Raw genomic sequence first — 16,350 nt, 5'->3', positions numbered from 1 at the left:
TTCTGATAACCATATGACTTCTTTTCCGTATTATGAGCATCATAGGAGATAGATGCACCAACTACTTAACCATAATTATTATATTCATACGTAGTACTCTTTTCCTTCTTGTTGAGAGCATCCTTTACCGTCTCCCTCTCTAATTTCAGGAGCACTGTCTTATCTTGCGCCTTTTCTAACACATATTTGCGTACAATTGTATCGGTAGGAGTTTCTTTTCTCACTTCGGCACTCAGCAACTCCGGATCAAACACGGAAGTCATTGTGCGTTTATTCACGATGTCTTCTGTCTCTATTTTCCTAAAACCACGAAAACCTAAACCCGTCCGGTGAAATACGGCATTCGTATAATTATAATATTCCCACGAAAGCTGCTCATTCCCTTTCATCTTCTTCAGCCATCCCGACACATACAAATGGGGAGTCATTACAGTATACGGATATCTGACATATCCCAACGATGCGTCCGGAGTACTCACATAGCGACTCTCAGGCACTTTCACAATATCCATGTAATAATGATTCGAAGTAACTCCGTAGCTATCGGTCAGGTCGTGCAACATACGCGCCTCCGACTCATTATGTGTATAATCATACACATGAAGTTTCTCATTGTCCACACAAATCAGACTTCCCGACCAGTAATAAGATTTAGCCACATTAGCCATAGCAAACTGTGCCGACAGATTATCCATTTGCAATGAGGAACGTATATTAGGAGTCTGACTAATCTTTCCATTCACATTCAGATAAAGATCTATTTTTCCACGCACGTTACGCAACAAGTCCGGCCGGCCGTCGCTGTCTACATCTATCAGCATAAAGTTATCTCCCACTGTCTCGTAGAAACTGTAGAACAACTCCTCTGTATGCACCTTGAATCCCGGATTACTATCACTGTAAAATGAATTTCCGGTAGATATCAGAAACTTCCATTGTTTGCCGTTTTCCACATTCCAGTCAAAGACAACCAAATCCCGTTCGGTCACACTTGGATCTACCATACATTCCTGTCCGGAGGAGTGTACATAATGCTTGTATCCAGCCGCACTGGTGCTTTTCAAATTGCTTTCACTATTACATGCGCCATGACAGATACCGTCTCCCAAATGCTTGAATCCTTCCTTGCAATGTACACGGCGGGGCCCCAGAATAATATCCATATTCCCGTCACCATTCATGTCCGCCACCATCAGTTCTCTATCTTTGATAGTAGGACTTTCAAAGTTGAAGTACATGATATTGATAGCACTCGAATATGCCAGTTGCCTGAACCCGTCTCCGGTAAACTCATATACATAAAGACCGTTTATGTTAATCAAACAGATATCCGTTTTGCCATCACCGTTATAATCCATAGGGATCATTCGATCGGAATACAATGCTTTGTTGTCCGTCTGATACAGTGTAAAGTCGAAACATTCTCCGTCGTAAATAGCCTTTCGGCCATTCAGGTCGACCAGTAAGGCGCGTGACAGATATTTGTTTCGATCCGAATCATGACAACTGGATATAGCCAGCAACTCCGTTTTACCATCACCATTGAAGTCACCAAAAAGCACTTGGCGTTCGTGCACATATCCACCCCATTCCGAATATACGTAGTCTGAATGACGATTGGGATCAACGTCGTTTCCATAAACAGAAGCCACCAGCCTATCCGTACCGTTTTCTTCATAATAATTCACTTTTACCGGGACTTCCAGACCATCTCCGTTTACATCAGCCGCAACTAATTGCTTAAAACCCTTTCCAGCCGTAAAAACTACGGGAGAAACTGGATAATCGGATAAATCTTTATATATAAGCAAATGCTGGTCTTCACTATACTCGCCATAAAATACCGGATACGAGATCAGTCCGTCACTCTTTGATGTCCGGCTGAACTTGCCGCGCGACAAGGCAAGAGACCTGTAAGAACTGCCTCCCTGAGCAGAGTTCGGAAAATACCGTTCCAAATAAATAGTATTTCCGCTTAAAAACTCGATGCTCCGTCCGTCACCATACTTGAAAGATAAAGGAGCAAGTTTGCGGCTTTCGGTCTCACAATCCAACTGTACGGGCAGATTCACTCCCCTGTTTTGATAAGAAAGTCGATAACGACGCCACAGCCTACCTTTATAATAAGACTCTACCTTTTCTAACAGACGGCTATATTTAAGTGGCTTTCCGTCAGCATAACGCGTGATATCATCAGTCACATTCCGATAGGTAAATATAACAGAGTCATTATATACTCCTCCAGTTTCACCATACATTATCTTGCTAATATAGGACATATTATCCACTTGCATATATTCGTATTTTATAGACTGTCCTTTGCGATTTACACAGGAAGTCATCACATAGCTGAAAGGAGCCTGCGGAAAAGTCTTGAACAGGACAGTGTTTCCATCCGGATAGCGAGTTTCCAATGCGCCATCTGCCAATTTCTTCACTTTGACAAATCCCTGTTCGGATTGCCAGGTATCCGTGCTTTTCTTCATCAGTCGCATACCATCCAGCATTAATTTATCTTCTGAAGTAGACAACGGGGTAGCTTTTCCATCATAATAAATGCTACCGCTAACATGGTTGATAGCAGACAACCCTCCAATAGTCCATCCATACCCTAGTGCGCTTTCATTCTGCTGGCTGTTATAGCTAAATGACAGTTGCGGCTGAAAACCATCCGGGGCGGAATGAACATTTATAGGTACCTGATAGGTAACGGCACCTGTCGGACTTAAAGCATACTGAACAGGGATTTTTCCCACATCCGTATTATCCTCAGACACAGATGTATGCGCTTGCATTGGTAGAGTCACTAATAGCCCTGCCACTATAATCCTTATTTTTGATATTATATTCATAATTATTTCGTTTTGATAGTTTTTATTCGATTTCCTGACTGATCGTATTGGTATTGTATCGGACAGGTATTAATTTCTTCAGGTTTCATATCCGGTTCTTCCGGGATACCTGAACTTAGATCTGCTATAATAGTCGTTTTAATCTTTCCGTTCCGCACCGACCCATTGCTTCCCTTATATCCGGCAGCTATAAGAAAATAAGTGCCTGCCGGAAGATTAGGGATATGGAGATATGCCGCTCCGTGCGAAGCATATTCGGGAATACCCGCTTCATCAAAGTCATAAGTATCTCCTCTATCAAACATAGCTACAGTGTACATTGCATCGCTATTGTAACCCCATTCGGACTCATCACCCGGGTGGAGCGGAGCTACCAAAAATAAAGTGGTAAATGCAGTTTCCGAATCCCAGTTATGAATTCTAATATCGCCACTCGCAGTCGTTTGTAGCCTATAATACGCTGCACACCCATCAGTAATCTCATATGACCCCGTTCTCGGTGAAAAATACCGGTATTGCCCATAAGCAGGCTCACTCGTATTTCGCGTATCAGTAAAAGATGACTGCCCCGCAGATAAAGTCACAGGTATTGCGTCAAGAAATCCAATTCCATTCTTTGGGGGACTTTGAGCAAATAATCCGGAATAAATGAGAGATGCCATCACTATAAAGAATATAATTCGTTTCTTCATTGTTATCTATTTATTTTAATAATTAATGTATAATGATCCCCGCTACACGAGAGCGTCGCACACTTTCGTGGCGGGGAACTGAGTATCTTGACTCAAGCTATTTTCAAAGATTCATCGCATTAGCCCCCAACACGCCTGCCACAGCCGACGCTATCGCGATAACCACCTTCAGGATCATGTCCCATACAGATTTCTTCATTGCCATCATTTACCTCCTTTCTCGTTCTTTAAATAGTTTAGTTTACTCTGTGTTTCTACCGTACCTTCTGCCACAAGTTCTTTAAATTCCTCTTCAGCATCAAAGCACGGACACGCTTTCATCCACTCTTCCGGCTCTATCTCCCCGTTACCGTTCTTATCCGGCGAGAGATCCCGGTGCCCACACACCCGGCAGTCCGGAAACTTCTCAAGCAGCTGATGTACAAGTAGCCGAAGTGCAGCACGCTGTTCCGGAGTCCGGGTATCTGCCGGGCGTCCCCGGCAGTCCAGACCACCTTCATAGCAGATTCCGATACTGTTTGCATTGAAGCCTTTCACGTGTGCACCGATACGTTCGACAGGGCGGGTGAGATGCACCGTTCCGTCTTTGCGGATGTAATAGTGATAGCCTGTTCCGTTGAAACCGCGGCGGCGGTGCATCAGGTCGAGAGCCTCCGGAGAGAGCATACGATTCCCCTGCGTAGCGGAACAATGCACCACGATCAAATTGATAGTTCTCATGTGAATTGATAATTTATCAGACAGTTAAGTCATTATTTTTAGTTAAGTCGTTGTCTTAGTTAAGTCACTGCCTTAGTCTAATTGTTGTTTCTAGTTAAGTCGTTGTTTCTAAAAATTCATAATGCAGTATAGTCTAGTCGTCCGTTATGTGTGTTGCGTGTGGCGGTTCGTTATACTGTCGGATCCGGCGCTTCCTCATCGCCATCGTCGGGATTCGGGTCCGGATTTACTTCTCCACCCGGAGCGGCAGCATCAGCAAGATCGAAGCGCATACATTTCACCCCTGTCACCATGGAGCGGGTGGCTACGCTATGATCCAGATTCTTGGTAGTGCAGGGTTGGAAACGAACTGTGAGCGATGCTTGGGAGGCAGACACTTCTTTAGCGGTTTCGACACCCCTGCCACCCGCTATCATCACTATCCGGAAGGTGCCGAGTCCCTCAAGTGTCACGGTCTGAGAAGATTGCAGATGCCGGGTCAGGACGGTAATCAAGTTATCGATGGTGTTCTTTACATCTCCCCGGGAAAGGGATGAGTATTCAGCAATCTCTTCGGCTATGGTCGATGTACCGACATTACCGGTACGGACCACTCTTGGGTAGAATAATTTTTTACCACTTTTACTTACCACACTCGATTGGTACGGTTTGTATAATACAGTCATAATTGTAATAGTTTTTGTTGTTAATAAAATTGTGTTATGTTGTCCTCAAGCTTAATGACACTACAAAGATAAGGGAATGGTTTTACATGAAGAAATTATTTTCAAAAACCGTCTTAAACAAATGAATATTTTTATTTAATGCATTATATATCAAATATTTAAACTCATCAACTATCGTCCTACCGATTCATCACACTTAGCAAATACCGTCCCGGCATCTTGATTTTTCCACAACTGTCACGCAACGCACAAAATCCTTTCCAGACAGGTCCTCCGATTGCCCCAAAGTTGCTTTTTCGGATGATTGCGTACTGTTCCATAGGAGGTATCCCGTAGAGGCGCATGTTGTAAAGTAATCCATCATAGTTTCGCCCGATACCATCAGTGGGAGGTTGCAGTTCGGAGAGGGTTTCGTTGGTCCATTCCCGACGTTTGGACGGAAGGGGCGCCTCCGTGTTCTTTTCGAGAAAATTTTCCTCCTTTCCTCCTTCCTTCCCTCCTCTTTCTTCTTTTTCCTTTTCTTCTTCTCCTTTCGGGTTTCCGCTTTCCGTATTCCCGCACTCCGCCTCGGGAGAGGAAGGAGAGGGGGAATCTTTTCTATTCTTTGCTACGCTATGCTCTGCTATGCTATTCTGTGCTATGCTATGTGTACCGGATGTTACATTTTCGGGGATAAACGATCCATTTTCAGCCCTGTTAACATTTACTTCCAATTCGTCCGATCCCCCTTGTTCATCGGCAGTAACGGATGATTCCATGCTTGTTTCATTAACAGAATTTACAGTTTCACGGGGTTGGCTACTCCGGTTGCCCGCTCCGTTTTTCCCGGACGGACGAGCAAGCAGTTCTTCGCTTATCAGGCAATAGGCAGGGTCGAGATGCGAAACATTTCTGCGCTTGGTGCTGAAAAGGTACTGACGCTGTATATCGGCAGAGGTCAGAATGCCATACTTGGCATGGAGCGCAGCGTCGAATATTCCGTACTCCACGGCTAAGGAGACAATGCGCCTGATATCATCACTGGTTTTCTCGTATAGATTGGACGACAGATCTTCGTAGAAAAGCGCGTCGGCACACACATAATAACCTTCGCCCGAATAGATATAGGAAAGTACCTCTATCAGTACGGAAAGCGAAGCGTCACCTTCGCGCTTCATGATACGACGCACCAGGCGGTCGTGTATAAAATCGGTATTAAGGGGAAAATAGTCTAGTCCCTGTTTTTTTATTCGTGGCATATCAGCGAGTTTTAAATTGTTATACTTGTACCTATTACTTGTTACTTATCACTTTTCTCCTCATTCTCTCATCGCTTCTTCTTCCCGTTGCTTCTTACATTTCTGCAAGACGCTCGCCCTTACTACCTGCATGGCGTGAAGAATGAGTTCAGTTCTCTTTTCAGGATCTTCCGTACGGGTGATCACCGGATAGTTGGTACGTTCATTTACATACTGTGTATCTTCTTTCTTTTGGTAGTAGATACGGCTTCTTTCCTTGCGGCAATCTTTGCAGTAGCGGTCGAAACATTGCCGGCGTTTGTTGAAGTAAAAAGCATCCAAAGGGAGCTTGCGTTTGCATTGTCCGCAGTAGTGAGCGGTGGCGTTTTCTAAGTTATTCATGTTATCCATAATCAAAATATTACATAATGTTGACGGTGTGTATGTTTGTATGTTCCCCTATAACAGCTATTTAGAATGATACCGGTCAATTTGCCGGCAAGTACCGGTCAGGCTATTGGCCGGTACCGGTCAAGCTGCCGAATGGTACCCTCCGACAGGTTGGCAAGTACCATTCATCCAGGCGATGTGTACCTTGTCTAAGAGCTATTGAAAACAGCCATTTTACAATTTTCTATAAAATTCTCCTTCATATTCATAGTTATTACCTAATTTATGCCTATTTTTGAAACATATTAAATTTCAAATCGTCACAAATATAATACATGTTTTATACATAAAACAAATAGTTTTTAAAATTAAGAATGTTAAAACAATAAATAAACTGAGGATCAATATAATATAAACATTATTCACACCACTAAAAATATAACAAGAATAATATGGATACATTTCTAGATGTTTCGGGAATAGTAAAGCGCGCCAAGCAGGCGCTCAACTTTAAAAAGGATAGTGAACTGGCCAGTTACTTAGGTGTTTCACGTGCAACATTATCCAACTGGTGCGCCAGAAACCGGATTGACTTTCATCTGCTGCTCAACAAAATGAGAGATGTAGACCTTAATTGGCTGCTGGTTGGGAAGGGTACCCCCAGACATCGAACCAAGTTCTGTGAAAGCGATTTAGTAAGCGGCGAGGTTCAGATGATTCACAATCCTAAAACAGCAGAAGCAATGGATGACCGCAGCGTTACCCTATATGATATTACAGCTGCTGCCAACCTGAAAACGTTGCTCACCAACAAGCAACAATATATGGTAGGAAAGATACAGATCCCAAGCATTCCCCTATGCGACGGAGCCGTTTATATCAGCGGCGACAGTATGTATCCGATATTGAAATCGGGAGACATTGTAGGGTTTAAAGAGATCAACAGTTTCAGCAATCTCATTTACGGTGAAATGTACCTGGTTTCGTTTACGATCGAAGGGGATGAGTATCTGGCAGTGAAATATGTGAACCGCTCGGAAAAGGAGGGATACCTCAAGCTGGTAAGCTACAACGCTCATCACGACCCAATGGATATCCCCTTCAGCACCATCAACGCAATGGCAATCGTGAAGTTCTCCATCCGCAGGCACATGATGATGTAGTTTGACAACCACTCTCCGGCTCTCCCCAAATAATATTATTTAGGCACGGATTTCACGGATTACACGGCTTTAGTTTATTGAAACCGTGTTAATCCGTGAAATCCGTGCCTAAATAGAGAATGATATACTAGACTTCTTCGCCTTTCAACGTAGCCGAACTAGCCTCGGTCACCCGTACATTGACAAAATCACCGATACGATGCGTACCTCTGTCGAACACCACCACACGATTCTGCTCCGTCCGGCCAAACAACTGATCGCGCGAACGCTTGGAAACACCTTCTACCAATACTTCATACGTCTTTCCGATACAGCGCTGGTTGGACTCTGCGGACAGACGGTTCTGCAAAGCGATAATCTCATTCAGGCGACGGACTTTCACATCTTCGGGCACATTATCTTCGAGATGCTTCGAAGCATACGTCCCCGGACGTTCAGAATATTTAAACATAAAGGCGGCATCGTAGCCACATTCTTCCATCAAAGAAAGCGAGAGCTGATGATCTTCTTCCGTTTCGGAATGGAAGCCCGAGAAGATATCGGTTGTCAGGCCGCAATCGGGAACGATACGTTTGATAGCGGCTACCCGGTCCAGATACCACTCACGGGTATATTTGCGGTTCATCAGTTTCAAGATGCGGGAGCTGCCGCTCTGCACGGGGAGGTGGATATGCTTGCACACGTTCGGTACCCGGGCAATTACTTCCAGCGTTTCGTCACTCATATCCTTCGGATGGGAAGTCGTGAAACGGACACGTACGCCCGGAGCAGCTTCAGCTACGGTACGAAGCAACATCGGGAAGGTAACGACTTCACCGGTCGGCTTCTCAAACCGGTAAGAGTTTACGTTCTGTCCCAGCAGGGTAACTTCTTTGTAGCCCTTCGCCACAAGATCCACCACCTCATTCAGAATGCTCTCTACATCACGGCTGCGTTCGCGTCCGCGGGTATAAGGCACGATACAGTAGGTGCAGAAGTTATTGCAGCCGCGCATGATGGACACAAATCCGGAAATGTGATTGCCGCAGATACGCGAAGGAATCACATCACGGTAGGTCTCAGTCGTCGAAAGGTCTACATTGATCGCTTTCTCTCCGGCTTCTACCGCCGCAATCAGTTCGGGTAGCGTCAAGTAAGCATCGGGGCCCACCACCAGGTCGACATGATGATTCGTAATCAGGTCATCCTTCACCCGTTCGGCCATACAGCCCAACACACCTACAATCAGATTCTTCTTCTTTTTCTTCAGTGAGTGGAAAAACTCCAGACGGTTCAGAATCTTCTGCTCCGCATTGTCGCGGATCGAACAGGTATTCATAAACACAGCATCGGCTTCTTCGAGCGTTTCGGCTACCGAATAGCCTGCCATCTGCATTACCGAAGCAATCACCTCACTGTCTGCCACGTTCATCTGGCAGCCATAAGTTTCGATAAACAACTTCTTGTTGTCATCAGCAGTTGCGGATTTAAAGTCCGCTCCCGTTAATTCGTTCATATTCAAATCTCGTTTTAAATTTGTCCGCAAAGATACGGCTTCGAATTCAATAAGTGGTAAAATGGTACGAAAATAACGCAAAAACTTGTAGTTCAGGCATTATTTTGGTAATTAATGTTAATGGAATAAACATTTGAGGGGCATATCCTTGCTAAATTTAATTTTATTTTTCACATTTGTGCAATGAAAGAAACATTAGATTTTTTCATAGTTAAGGTTTAGGTTAAAAAAATTAAGGGGAGCTGTGAAGCTGCCCTTTTTTCATAACAAAATGTTAGCTCGAATCAGATTTATTGCCTACCTTTGGCGGATAACTATTTAGAAGTGAAACAGAATGGAAGATTTTTTGAAATTTCTCTTGATAGCAGGTGTCATCCTCGTGGGAATATTCAAAGAGGTGAGCAAAAATAACAAGTCGAAAAAGACTCAGAATAAACGCCCCGTCCCACCCACACCATCTCCGGTCGAAGTAGATCCCGATGCTACTCCCATACCCGAATTTTGGGGGAGAGGCAGCAAGGTTTTGGACGATTTCCTCCAATCACTTCCGGTGGAACAGCCCGCTCCCAAACCGGCTCCCAAACCGACACCCAAGAAGAAAAAAGAAGAAATATCTGTAGCCGCATCCATAGCGAACAGTTCCGCACAAGATAAACGAAACACGAAGCAAGGTTCTCATTATGATCATCCCGAAACGGACAACAGCAACCAGGAAGATTTTTCAATCCATTCTGCAGAAGAAGCCCGACGCGCTATTATCTGGGGAGAAATCCTGCAACGCAAGTATTAAGTAATGAACTTTCCAGATTACCGGTAATGAGTTTTTAAGTATTTTGAACATTGAGTATTAACTAACAAATATCAACCGCATTTAACGCGAAATTATACTATTTATGTCATTCAATCGTATTTCGGCAGCAGAAGCTGCAAGCCTGATCAAACATGGCTACAACATCGGTCTGAGCGGATTTACTCCGGCAGGAACGGCAAAGGCTGTTACAGCTGAACTCGCAAAAATTGCAGAAGCAGAACATGCCAAGGGAAACCCATTTCAAGTAGGAATTTTCACAGGTGCATCTACCGGAGAATCTTGCGACGGCGTTATGTCACGTGCAAAAGCGATCCGCTACCGCGCTCCTTATACCACCAACTCCGACTTCCGTAAAGCCGTGAACAACGGGGAGATCGCCTACAACGACATTCACCTGTCACAAATGGCACAGGAAGTACGTTATGGCTTTATGGGCAAGGTAAACGTAGCAATCATCGAAGCCTGTGAGCTGACTCCGGACGGAAAGATTTATCTGACCGCTGCCGGTGGTATCTCTCCGACTATCTGCCGCCTTGCCGACCAGATCATCGTTGAATTGAACGCCGCACACAGCAAATCCTGCATGGGTCTGCATGACGTGTACGAACCGCTCGACCCGCCTTACCGCCGCGAAATTCCTATCTACAAACCGAGTGACCGCATCGGATTGCCTTATATCCAGGTAGACCCGAAGAAGATTGTAGGTGTAGTAGAAACCAACTGGCCGGACGAAGCACGTTCATTCGCTGCCGCCGATCCGTTGACTGACAAAATCGGCCAGAACGTTGCCGACTTCCTTGCTGCCGACATGAAACGCGGCATCATCCCGTCTACCTTCCTTCCTTTGCAATCGGGAGTGGGAAACATTGCGAACGCTGTACTCGGTGCACTGGGACGTGACAAAACGATTCCTGCTTTCGAAATGTATACGGAGGTGATCCAGAACTCTGTGATCGGTCTGATCCGTGAAGGACGTATCAAGTTTGGCAGTGCTTGTTCGCTGACTGTAACTAATGACTGTCTGGAAGGTATCTACAATGACATGGACTTCTTCCGTGACAAGCTGGTTCTCCGTCCGTCGGAAATCTCAAACAATCCGGAAGTGGTACGCCGACTCGGCATTATCTCTATCAATACGGCAATCGAAGTCGATCTGTACGGAAACGTAAACTCTACTCATATCGGCGGTACAAAGATGATGAACGGTATCGGCGGCTCGGGAGACTTCACCCGCAACGCTTATATCTCAATCTTCACTTGTCCGTCTGTGGCTAAGGAAGGAAAAATCAGTGCTATCGTACCGATGGTGTCCCACCTCGACCACAGCGAACACTCTGTGAACATCGTCATCACCGAGCAAGGTGTAGCCGATCTTCGTGGCAAAAGCCCGAAAGAACGCGCACAGGCTATCATCGAAAACTGTGCACACCCGGACTACAAACAGTTACTTTGGGATTATCTCAAACTGGCAGGCGGCAAAGCACAAACTCCGCACGCTATTCAGGCTGCACTTGGCATGCACGCCGAACTGGCCAAAAGTGGGGATATGAAGAATACGAATTGGGCTGAATATGCCAGATAAAGCATGAAACGTCTGTCATTCATACTTTCATTCGTCGTTTGTATTTGCGTTGCAAATACAAACGACGTTTTTGCACAAAAAAGGGAATTTCAGCAGTTCACAGGTAAGGTAATCAATCTGAAAGGAGAACCTGTGCGCAATGTCAGTATCTATATTCCGGGAGCTGACAGAAGCACCTCTTCCGATATAAATGGAGGCTTTTCTATTGAAGCCAAACATAAAGAGACGCTCCATTTCTCACATATAGGTATGAAAGATGTGCTGTTACAATTGAATAAAGATTTTCCATCGGAACTTTTTGTGCGAATGGAGCCGGACACTTTTCAAATTCATAATATATTTATTCGAAAAAAGCAAGTTATTAAGGTGAAGCCCGAAGATATGCCTGAGCAAACGCTCATTAATGTTATAATCAACAATCCCGACTTCCCGGGAGGATTAAGCGGGCTCGATGAATTTATCAAGAAAAACATACAATACCCGGAAGAAGCTTTTCAGGCAGGAGAAGAGGGACAAGTCACCGTAGAATTTACTATCGACGTAAACGGATATGTCAGCGATGCAAAAGTTACCAAAAGCGTATCTGCCAGCTTAGATAAAGAAGCATTACGCATCATCGAATCGATGCCACGATGGAAACCGGGTATGCAACTTGGGCGTCCTGTAGCAGTCTGTATGTCTGTTCCTATAAACTTTGTCATTGAGCAAGATTACCAAGTCACTGATTGAGCAAAAGCCGGCAAACAGAAACATGGACCTATAGAGCTCCTTTTACCTCTTAAGCCATCCCCCCTCCGGACCTAAATAATATCTACATCATCCCTCCAACAGGAAAACACTATTTGCACGGAACAGTTGCCAACAAATGAAACGGATAGTTGCCTTCGGCAACCGTCATTCCGTTTGCAGCATAACATTCACTATCCGGGTCCGGCAGATTTCGTTGTTGCTGTAAGAACTCGATAGAGATAAAAGCAGGTTCTGATTCCCGTTCTATTCGATCCGACTCGACACGCTCTCCCGGAAGTTTTGTATCCTTAGATCTTGGGACAGCTTGCGAAGCGACCAAAGATTGGGAAGGCACTTTTACCTCCCGATAAACGGTATCCACCCGCTCATGCACAATGATCACCGTATCTGTTACAGCAAGCCTGTCCGTAGCGGTCTCCCGACTATCCGGGGTATTGGAAACACCATAACCAATGATACACCCCAGCAAACAGGCAGCTACCAACCACCAGGGAGAAATCCCCGAACGTTTTCCATATTTATGCTTCTCCCCGAGAACGCCCCTGCCGAATGGCTTCTGCTTCACTTCCATCTTTTCGCCTTTCTGCCTTTCTTTAAGAGTCCGTGCAAAGACAGAATAAGGAACCGGAGGCTGGGCAGACTTTTCCTGCTCATACTGCTCTTTAGCAGAGCGAATCAACTGTTGCATCTCCTGCGATTCTTCCAATCTTTCTAAATCATCACTTTTCATATTCATCTATTTTTGGGGATTATAATCTGATAAAGAACGCTGCAATACTTTCAAAGTATAATATAAGCGAGATTTTACTGTACCTTCCGGACAACACAGGACTTGGGCAATCTCCTGTACCGGAAGTTCTTCCTCATAACGGAGCGTATATGCCGCCCGTTGTTCGTCTGTCAATCCTGCAAGCGCTTTCTTCAACTGCCGGTCGAAAACCTGCCGATCATGCACAGCCTCAAACTCAGGTGAAGAGCAACTATCTTCTTCATTCGTATACGACTGTTGCAAACGGTACTCGTCTACTATGTCACGGTGGCGGTACTCATTTTTGCAAAGATTATATGCCATCGAAAAAGCCCATGTAGAAAACTGCTTTCCATGCTGATAACTACCTCTGGCTTCATAAATCCGGAGAAACAACTCTTGCAGGAAATCGTCTGCCAATGCTCTGTCCGCCGACAGCATCCGTATAAAGAAACCTTTGAAGCGGGGAGCATAGCGACAATAAAGCTCTTCGAATGCTTTCTCGTTGTCTCTGAATACAAAGCGTTCCATCAGCTGTTCATCTGTTTCGTCGCGTTTGAAAGAACTGAATAATGTCATGGTTCCACTGGATCAATTAGTTGCTGGTATTCCTCTTTAATACTGTTAACAGTAACCGTAGTAGTTCCCTGTTTTATCATATTCTTTATACGATCAGCAACTGCCTTCATTAACTTATTAAACTCAGCTCTCTCCACACTCACAATCTCGTCCTCTTCTCTTCTATCTAAAATTCCCTGTAACAAGTGCCGCAACTTTATTGCTTGATTCTTATCGCCACTTGCATCGTAAAAGCGCAAAAGCGGAGAAAGAGATACGATGTAATTTTTTGAATAATTAATGCCGGAAAAATAGACCGAGGAATTTTGAACCAAAGGTTGCCGCAAACAGTCCAACAAATATTTCTGCTCATAATTCTTCCGAATCACAGCTAAGTTATCATAAGGTTTTGTAGAATATCGAAATACTAGTCCTTCCGAGTAAAGGCTGTCTTTCAGTTCTTTCAAATACGAAGTTGAGGTAAACTGCGGATAATATACCGGACGGTTTTTCTTAACAGTCAGATACCATGCGCCCGGATTATTTCTTCCTTTCCACTTAGGAGAAGTTTCCGAATCCCATGAACATGATTTAGATTTTCCACCTGCCATTGTTTTCCAATCAGGAAGTTCTTCCGAATCCATTCCTATCTCTCTCCAAAATTCACTTTCTGAAGAAGGATGATTAAAATCGTCCGCATCTACAATCTGAACATTCTTAAAAAGTCCTGCCCCATATTGAAGCAGATAATGATAACATAAAGTAGCATAAGCACCAGAAACAAATATTGCATTTTCCTGCAATCCGACAAGTTCATTATAACAGTAAGACAAAAGATCATGAGAATATAAACCGCTAGAGTACCACTCTTTACATATTTCCTTTATTTTATCTGTCTGACCTGCACGCTGACAACGTATAATATCATTCACATAATCGAGTTCACTTGTACGCTTCAAAGAAAAAAGCTTTTGCAGAAGAACCTCTTCCTTCTTTTTATCCTTTACTTGATCCAGCAAACGCTGGTAACAAAATCGGGTATCGGGCACACACTTCTGCATTTTTCTGAAAGCTTTGTGGCGTTCTTTATCCAGCTTCTGCTTCTGTAGTGAATCCATTTCTTCCCAATATTCGGCATCACACGCAGACAAATAGTTTTCCCATGCCCGCACATCTTTCTTATCCTTCATCACTTCTGCTTTCCAACCTTCTTTTTGAGCTTGATACCAGTCTTTTCCTAACGGGAAAGGCATTCTTTCGAGCAAACGAACTTCTAATAGCTCTGTCTCAACAGACTGAGCAAACAAAGCCTGCCCAAAACTTACCAACAGGAATAATATATAAATGAGTTGTTTCATAGTCTTTTTAAGGGGGATAGTTTAGAAATTAATACTTTTCAGATAACGCTCACGCACTTCATCACTATAATAATCTGCTCTCTTAACGATAGATTCCAGCAAAGAATAAAGCTTATCATAATGAGTCACATCACCAGACTCCTTATAAAACTGAAGAAGAGATTTGAAAGCCGGTACATAATAGATGCTTAGCATTTTTACTCCTTTAAGATCAAGACAAACATCTGTCAGTGTCTCCGGATAAAACGTTTCATATAAGTAATCCAATAAATAGGTATTCTCGAAATTACGACGCATGACAGCCAGATTATCATAAGGTTTGGAAGAATATCTCATTAATAGCCCTTCACCATATAAATGGTCTTTCAATAAATTCTTCACAGCTTCGTTGGTTGAAACAGAGATATAAATGGGACGTTTGGTATATTTGGCAATATGTTCTATGCGTTTTTTCATTTCATTCGCAAATGTCATTGTTGGAGTTTTACTTTTATAAAACTCCGGATCAGCATCTTTGAACTCCGGTATGCCCAGTTCCTCTGTCAGCTCATTCATTGAGAACGGAGTAAGCATCAAAGCAGAGAAGATCACTTTCTTATCGTTAAACAATCCCTTTCCATATTGAAGCAGATAGCTTGCAAACAACGTCCAATTAGCATCAGTAAATATTAACGCATCTTTTTCTGCAGAAATCAATTCATTATAGGTATAATTTAAAGACTGGAGAGGGTACGTACCTGATTGATACCATCGGATAGAAACATCCTTCAACCTATTCTTATTATGAAAGGACAGAGCCATATAAGTAGGATAATGCATAACAGCATCAGGCCACTTATCCATGATTTCATCGAAACTCATATCACTTTTACTAAAAGGCAAAATCATATTTTGTATCAAAGCATAAGTAGCAGTATTAGGTATGTATTTCTTCACTTTGACCATCATTTCATTGATTTCCTTTTCGATGCTATCGCCGGGAGTAAGCGATTTGAGTGTTTGGATCGTTCGTACATAGCGCATCCATGCTTTCTCATCTTTTGGATTTTCATCGGTATGCTGTTTCCACTCGCGGGCCTGATTCTGAATCACAGAAATTTGAGACGCAATAGAGTCTGGCACCCAGACCGCTTTTTTTTGAGAATAAATCTGTTCGCCGTAAAAACACAGCATAATAAGTAACAGATATTTGATAGCTTTCATTGTTTACTCTTTTATTTAATTCAACATTGCTTAATTAGAACCGTTCTGACAAAGCATACACGCCAATAAAGCAAACGTTCAAATAAAAGAGCATTATTTTAAGCAGGTATTCACTTTTTCTATCAACAGCCTTTTTCATTCACCGG

Annotated in this window: 16 protein-coding genes; 4 read left to right on the top strand and 12 right to left on the bottom strand. The window is 43.6% G+C overall.

The features are described from left to right. Nucleotides 1-65: 65 nt before the first annotated feature. The 7 genes from HMPREF2794_RS19560 to HMPREF2794_RS19535 form a co-directional block, all read right to left on the bottom strand. Entirely contained in the window at nt 66-2,852 is a 2,787-nt protein-coding gene (locus HMPREF2794_RS19560) for an FG-GAP repeat domain-containing protein (RefSeq protein ID WP_083312137.1), read from the bottom strand. A gap of 2 nt (nt 2,853-2,854) precedes the next feature. After that, the gene (locus HMPREF2794_RS19555; RefSeq protein WP_139147276.1) at nt 2,855-3,544 is read right to left on the bottom strand and encodes a hypothetical protein; all 690 of its coding nucleotides are present in this window, start codon (nt 3,542-3,544) and stop codon (nt 2,855-2,857) included. Nucleotides 3,545-3,647: 103 nt separating this feature from the next. After that, nucleotides 3,648-3,743 (bottom strand): smalltalk protein, encoded by a 96-nt coding sequence (locus HMPREF2794_RS29045; protein ID WP_149931992.1) that lies wholly within the window; start codon nt 3,741-3,743, stop codon nt 3,648-3,650. A 5-nt stretch (nt 3,744-3,748) separates the two neighbouring features. Beyond that, on the bottom strand, nt 3,749-4,264 hold the full coding sequence (locus tag HMPREF2794_RS19550; RefSeq protein ID WP_010535949.1) for an N-acetylmuramoyl-L-alanine amidase: 516 nt from the start codon (nt 4,262-4,264) through the stop codon (nt 3,749-3,751). Between the two features lie 170 nt (nt 4,265-4,434). Next, nucleotides 4,435-4,929: an HU family DNA-binding protein gene (locus HMPREF2794_RS19545; RefSeq protein ID WP_022301302.1), complete on the bottom strand. Its 495-nt coding sequence runs from the start codon at nt 4,927-4,929 to the stop codon at nt 4,435-4,437. A gap of 179 nt (nt 4,930-5,108) precedes the next feature. Next, nucleotides 5,109-6,167, bottom strand: coding sequence for a DUF4373 domain-containing protein (locus HMPREF2794_RS19540; RefSeq protein WP_022301303.1), 1,059 nt, complete (start codon nt 6,165-6,167; stop codon nt 5,109-5,111). Nucleotides 6,168-6,227: 60 nt separating this feature from the next. Next, complete coding sequence (locus HMPREF2794_RS19535; protein WP_070101318.1) at nt 6,228-6,548, bottom strand: hypothetical protein; 321 nt, start codon at nt 6,546-6,548, stop codon at nt 6,228-6,230. A 440-nt stretch (nt 6,549-6,988) separates the two neighbouring features. On the opposite strand from HMPREF2794_RS19535, the gene HMPREF2794_RS19530 reads away from it, so the two are divergent. Next, on the top strand, nt 6,989-7,699 hold the full coding sequence (locus HMPREF2794_RS19530) for a helix-turn-helix domain-containing protein (protein ID WP_010535945.1): 711 nt from the start codon (nt 6,989-6,991) through the stop codon (nt 7,697-7,699). A 127-nt stretch (nt 7,700-7,826) separates the two neighbouring features. Here HMPREF2794_RS19530 and miaB read toward each other — a convergent pair whose 3' ends face one another. Further along, on the bottom strand, nt 7,827-9,194 hold the full coding sequence (gene miaB, locus HMPREF2794_RS19525) for a tRNA (N6-isopentenyl adenosine(37)-C2)-methylthiotransferase MiaB (RefSeq protein WP_070752312.1): 1,368 nt from the start codon (nt 9,192-9,194) through the stop codon (nt 7,827-7,829). Nucleotides 9,195-9,528: 334 nt separating this feature from the next. On the opposite strand from miaB, the gene HMPREF2794_RS29040 reads away from it, so the two are divergent. The 3 genes from HMPREF2794_RS29040 (at nt 9,529) to HMPREF2794_RS19510 (ending at nt 12,316) form a co-directional block, all read left to right on the top strand. Then, nucleotides 9,529-9,984, top strand: a complete 456-nt coding sequence (locus HMPREF2794_RS29040; protein WP_010535943.1) for a hypothetical protein — start codon at nt 9,529-9,531, stop codon at nt 9,982-9,984. 103 nt (nt 9,985-10,087) lie between these two features. Next, nucleotides 10,088-11,587 (top strand): butyryl-CoA:acetate CoA transferase, encoded by a 1,500-nt coding sequence (locus HMPREF2794_RS19515; protein WP_070752310.1) that lies wholly within the window; start codon nt 10,088-10,090, stop codon nt 11,585-11,587. Nucleotides 11,588-11,590: 3 nt separating this feature from the next. After that, a complete protein-coding gene (locus HMPREF2794_RS19510) occupies nt 11,591-12,316 on the top strand; it encodes an energy transducer TonB (protein ID WP_055269303.1) in 726 nt (241 codons plus the stop codon). Between the two features lie 109 nt (nt 12,317-12,425). Here HMPREF2794_RS19510 and HMPREF2794_RS19505 read toward each other — a convergent pair whose 3' ends face one another. From HMPREF2794_RS19505 to HMPREF2794_RS19490, 4 genes are read right to left on the bottom strand one after another with little or no spacing between them, the layout of a single operon-like run. Next, the gene (locus HMPREF2794_RS19505; RefSeq protein WP_081030803.1) at nt 12,426-13,073 is read right to left on the bottom strand and encodes a hypothetical protein; all 648 of its coding nucleotides are present in this window, start codon (nt 13,071-13,073) and stop codon (nt 12,426-12,428) included. Further along, nucleotides 13,074-13,664, bottom strand: a complete 591-nt coding sequence (locus HMPREF2794_RS19500; protein WP_055269302.1) for an RNA polymerase sigma factor — start codon at nt 13,662-13,664, stop codon at nt 13,074-13,076. After that, entirely contained in the window at nt 13,661-15,001 is a 1,341-nt protein-coding gene (locus HMPREF2794_RS19495; protein WP_070752308.1) for a hypothetical protein, read from the bottom strand. The genes HMPREF2794_RS19500 and HMPREF2794_RS19495 overlap by 4 nt, the downstream gene beginning before the upstream one ends. A 21-nt stretch (nt 15,002-15,022) precedes the next feature. Beyond that, a complete protein-coding gene (locus tag HMPREF2794_RS19490) occupies nt 15,023-16,204 on the bottom strand; it encodes a hypothetical protein (RefSeq protein ID WP_070752306.1) in 1,182 nt (393 codons plus the stop codon). Between the last annotated feature and the right edge of the window lie 146 nt (nt 16,205-16,350).

This window comes from Bacteroides sp. HMSC067B03, from assembly GCF_001811315.1.
Classification (GTDB): Bacteria; Bacteroidota; Bacteroidia; order Bacteroidales; family Bacteroidaceae; genus Bacteroides; species Bacteroides faecis.
The sequence above is the reverse complement of the archived record's forward strand: the minus strand, read 5'-3'. Positions and strand labels throughout refer to the sequence as shown.